Below are 2351 nucleotides of genomic sequence, written 5' to 3' on the forward strand. Positions count from 1 at the left end.
CCCGCCACGCCGAAGGTCAGCCCCATGATCATCATCGCGATGTTCATCGTCCAGAAGCCGTACTTCCCGCGCCGGTCGTCGAAGACCTCGATCCCCTTGATCTTCGGCATCGCGAAGTAGAAGGTCGTGAGATTCAGGAGCGCGTAGGCGCCGAAGAACGCCAGGTGCCCGTGGGACACGGTGACCTGGGAGCCGTGCGTGTAGTAGTTGATCTGCGGCAGCGTGTGCGCGAAGCCCCACACCCCGGCGCCGATCATGTGGAAGACGGCGCAGCCGATCGCGTACGTCCAGACGAGCGGGTTGACGATCTGCGTCTTGCGCTCCTTGACGTGCATCATCGTGTCGATGACCATGAGCAGGATCGGCAGTGGCTCCAGCGCCGAGAAGATCCCCCCGATCCAGAACCAGTAGCGGGGGGCGCCGATCCAGTAGTAGTGATGCCCCGTCCCGGCGATTCCCGTGAACATGAAAAGGCCGATCTCGACGTAGAGCCACTTCTCCACGACGTGGCGGTCCACCCCGGTGAGTTTCATCAGGATGAACGCCAGGATCGCTCCGGTGACGAGCTCCCATGCCCCTTCGACCCAGAGGTGGATGACCCACCACCAGAAGTACCAGTCGATCACCTCGTTCCGGTAAAAGGGGATTCCGAACAGGTACAGGAGGGCCAGGAAGACCAGGCCGCCCAGCAGCGTCCCCTGGATGACGGTCCACCGGTTCGCCTTGAGCATCGTCATCCCGATGTTGAACAGGAAGATGAGCGCCCCCACGACCACGACGAGGTCGAGCGGCCGGGGGATCTCCAGGAGCGGCCGGCCCTGCGTCCACCCGAAGAAGAAGCCGATCAGCGCGACGACGCCGGTGACGAGCAGGGCGGCGAGCTGGAAATAGGCCAGCCCCGGGGAGTAGATCTCCGATTTCGTCTCCTCGGGCACGATATAGTACGCGCCGCCCATGAAGCCCAGAAGCATCCATAGGACGAGGAGGTTGGTGTGCATCGCGCGCGCCGTGGCGAAGGAGAAGACGTCCACGATCTCCTGCGGGACGGTGAAGGCGTAGCTGGTGGCGAGGTAAAGCCCCAGGAGAACCTGCAGCACGAACAGCGGAAGCGCCGCCACGAAGTACCAATAGGCGATTTTCTGGGAACGGTATTCCATCAGGCCCTCCTTATTTCAGATTCGAAAGGAATTTCGACACTTCCTCGAGCTCACGGTCGGAAAGCCCCGCCTGCGCCGGCATCATCGACTTCGGGTCGACGCTCTTGGGGTCGCGAATTTTACGTTCGATCTGCTCCGCCGAGAGCTTCCGCCCGATCGTGTCCAGTGCGGGTCCGAACGTGCCGCCCGTGCCGCCCAGCGCGTGGCAGTTCATGCATCCCTTGGACTGGAAGACCGCCGCGCCCGGGGAGACCCCCACGGATGCCACCATGGCCTGCTCGCCCCGGCTCAGCCGCTTCTTGCTGTCCTGCGGGGGCCAGTCGTTGTTGTTGATCTCCCCCACCCAGGTGAAGAACGCGACCAGGTCCTCGACCTCGGCGTCGGAAACCTTGAGGTTCGGCATCTTCCTCCACGAGTTGGCGAAGGCCTTCTCGGGGCTCTTCACCCGGTACCGGATCCCGTCGGCCCCGACCCGCTGGACCACCCGGGTCAGGTCGGGAGCATAGTAGCCGCCGAAGCCCAGGATCGTGTGGCAATCGTTGCAGTTGTACTTCTCGAACGCCCGCTTCCCCGCCACGACCTGGTCGGACAGCTTGTCCACGTTCGACAAGGTCGCCACCTGCCGTTGCGTGTCCCACGTGGCGGCGAGGAACAGGACCGCCGAGGAGAGCGTGCCCAGCAGGAAGATCCAGAAGGCGGTCTTTTTGGTCATCCGGCAACCTCCTTTTTCTCGGGTGTGTGCTGCAGACGGAAGAAATCGGACTCGGCGCGGATCGCGGCCGGGAACAGCTCTTCCTCCTCTTTCCGGATATGTTCGGTCAGGTCGGCGCCAAGCTGCGCCAGCCCGGACAGGAGTTCCTCGGGGACGTAGCCTCCCTGGCTACGGATCGCGCCGGAGGCGGCTTCGATGTCCCGGAGGAGCTGTTTCGCCCCTTCATGCTCGAAGATCATCTGGCGGACGGGAGGGGAGACGCCGCAGTGGATGTCCCGCCCGGCGGCCGAGTCCCCCGCGAGGGCCCGCTCGACCGAGATGATCGTGGGGAAGAGGATCTGCTCTTCCTTCATCAGGTGCGCGGTGATCTCCCCGCTCAGGGCGCGGAAGCGTTCGACGATCGTCTTCATCTCCCCCCGCGCGGAAGGATCGGTTTTCCCGTTTTCCCGGACGATCAGCGCCGCCAGGCGGGGAAGGTTTTC

Annotated in this window: 3 protein-coding genes; all 3 read right to left on the minus strand. The window is 63.9% G+C overall.

Going from position 1 to position 2351, the window contains the following annotated elements; all coding sequences use genetic code 11:
• Positions 1-1157, minus strand: a 1157-nt coding sequence (locus tag VJ307_08345; GenBank protein ID HJX74150.1) for a cbb3-type cytochrome c oxidase subunit I, incomplete at its 3' end; no start/stop codon positions are given.
• 10 nt (positions 1158-1167) lie between these two features.
• Positions 1168-1869, minus strand: coding sequence for a c-type cytochrome (locus VJ307_08350; GenBank protein HJX74151.1), 702 nt, complete (start codon positions 1867-1869; stop codon positions 1168-1170).
• The coding region (locus tag VJ307_08355) for a hemerythrin domain-containing protein (protein HJX74152.1) at positions 1866-2351 on the minus strand (486 nt) is incomplete at its 5' end. The genes VJ307_08350 and VJ307_08355, both read right to left, overlap by 4 nt.

The organism is Candidatus Deferrimicrobiaceae bacterium (assembly GCA_035256765.1).
Lineage (GTDB): Bacteria > Desulfobacterota > Deferrimicrobia > Deferrimicrobiales > Deferrimicrobiaceae > CSP1-8.

Coding starts and splice junctions, on each gene's coding strand:
- VJ307_08350 (HJX74151.1), bottom strand. CDS start 1,869: ATGACCAAAAAGACCGCCTTCTGGATCTTCCTGCTGGGCACGCTCTCC.